Below are 1,811 nucleotides of genomic sequence, written 5' to 3' on the forward strand. Positions count from 1 at the left end.
GCAGGTTTAAGCGGCGTAGTGGCAGCGCCACCGACCGCCAAGAGCCTGCGAGCTTTATTTGCTTGTAGATGCGGCGCAAATCATCATGCGCGAAAAGATAGAATTTTATCTTTTTTACGCGGCGGTTTAAACGTCGCACTAAGCGGCTCCTTGGCAATCAACCCCGCCGCAGTTTTACGAAGCAGATGCGACGCCGCTTATTAGTTTTTTCGCTGCAGGCTTTCGCGCACGTTTCGGCACCGCTTATAGATTTTGGCTATCGTAAATTTTGACCCAAAAAGGCAAATTTGGCCGCTAATTTTAGTCAAATTTAAGCTCCTTCGCGAAAAATGCGACGCCGTTTTTTAAAGACATATAAAAATGCCTAGCAAATTTAACGCGCTCACCGATCCGATATTTAAACTCGCAAGCCAAATTTATCCTCAGGATGCGGGTAAATTTACCCTAAGTCTGAAAGCAAAAGACAAAATAAAGCCAAATTTAAGGCGTAAAGCATTGCTGAATATTAACTAAAACCGCATATAATCCGGACTCAAATCAATAAAAAAGGACAAAATGAACGAACTATCAAAACTCCCGACTCCCGATATCGCCGAGCACGGCGCGTTTTTCCCGTCGCCGTTTTCGCTGTCACAGTTTACGGCGCCCGTGAGCGATCTGGCGAATTTTAATTACGAGAAAAAATACGACGGCGATAAAAAAATCCTCATCATCGCGGCCGACGAGCGGTATTTGCTGATGGACAACGGGACTTTTTTCTCCACTGGCAACCACCCCGTCGAGACGCTCGTGCCGATGTATCATCTGGCGCAGGCGGGCTGGGACTTCGAGATCGCGACGCTCTCTGGAAATCCCGTAAAATTCGAGTTTTAGGCGATGCCTGCGAAGGACGAGCGGCTCAAGGGCTTTTTCGGGAGCTACGCGACTAAATTTAAAGAGCCTAAAAAGCTCGCTGATATCGTAAAGAAGGGCTTTGATGAGTATTTTGCGCTGTACATCCCGGGCGGCCATGGCGCGCTGATCGGGCTTGATGAGAGCCGCGACGTAAAGGCCGCGCTAAAATGGTTTCATGAGCAGGGCAAATACATCATCACGATCTGCCACGGCCCAGCCGGGCTGCTAGCCGCGGCGCTTGACGAGGATAAGTTTTTGTTCGAGGGCTACGAGCTCGTGCTGCTGCCCGACGTCATTGATCGCACCTCGCCCGATATAGGCTACATGCCGGGCCATCTGCGCTGGTATATGGGCTCGCGGCTAGCAAAACTTGGGATGAAAATCCTAAACGAAGGTATCGACGGAGCCGTGCACAAAGACCGCAACCTGCTCTCGGGCGATAGTCCGCTAGCAACCAATAACCTGGGCAAACTGGCGGCTAAAACGCTTTTAGAGTCGCTGTAAATTTTACGCCGCTAAGGTCGGCATCTCGGCATAAAATTTTAATTTTTACGCGGCGAAAAAATTTAAAATTTCAAAGCGTGCCCGCTTCGGCTTTAAATTTAATGATCGCCGTCCTGCGCGCGGTGTAATCGTTTTTAAAATCGCCGCTCGCCTTCGATTTGCAAGCGATGCGCTGTGCAGCGTCTAAATTTAAGTATTCAAATTTTATCGCACTTTTGCGCGCGAGCATTAAAATCTTTTGTGGCCTTTTAAATTTGCCGCTTTACGGCGCGGTGCTATTTGGGGGCGTAAAAAAATCCTCGCATATCGACGCTCCCTGGCTGCAGCAGTTTGATTTTTCTATCGATGCCGCCTGCGTAGCCCGTGAGGCTGCCGTGCGCGCCTATGACGCGGTGGCAGGGGATGATGATCGA

The 1,811-nt window shown here is 49.6% G+C and carries 5 protein-coding genes; 3 read left to right on the plus strand and 2 right to left on the minus strand.

Features of this window, described 5'->3' with window-relative positions:
- From Q0238_RS08525 to Q0238_RS08535, 3 genes are all read left to right on the plus strand, one after another.
- On the plus strand, positions 1 to 204 hold a 204-nt coding region (locus tag Q0238_RS08525; RefSeq protein ID WP_297945073.1), incomplete at its 5' end, for a hypothetical protein.
- 351 nt (positions 205 to 555) lie between these two features.
- On the plus strand, positions 556 to 873 hold the full coding sequence (locus Q0238_RS08530) for a hypothetical protein (RefSeq protein ID WP_297945076.1): 318 nt from the start codon (positions 556 to 558) through the stop codon (positions 871 to 873).
- Between the two features lie 3 nt (positions 874 to 876).
- The gene (locus tag Q0238_RS08535) at positions 877 to 1,398 is read left to right on the plus strand and encodes a DJ-1/PfpI family protein (RefSeq protein ID WP_297945079.1); all 522 of its coding nucleotides are present in this window, start codon (positions 877 to 879) and stop codon (positions 1,396 to 1,398) included.
- Positions 1,399 to 1,468: 70 nt separating this feature from the next.
- Here the strand turns inward: Q0238_RS08535 and Q0238_RS08540 are convergent, their stop codons facing one another.
- The gene (locus tag Q0238_RS08540) at positions 1,469 to 1,627 is read right to left on the minus strand and encodes a hypothetical protein (RefSeq protein ID WP_297945081.1); all 159 of its coding nucleotides are present in this window, start codon (positions 1,625 to 1,627) and stop codon (positions 1,469 to 1,471) included.
- A gap of 46 nt (positions 1,628 to 1,673) precedes the next feature.
- The coding region (locus tag Q0238_RS08545) for an MGMT family protein (RefSeq protein ID WP_297945084.1) at positions 1,674 to 1,811 on the minus strand (138 nt) is incomplete at its 5' end.

This window comes from uncultured Campylobacter sp. (assembly GCF_938045775.1).
GTDB lineage: Bacteria > Campylobacterota > Campylobacteria > Campylobacterales > Campylobacteraceae > Campylobacter_B.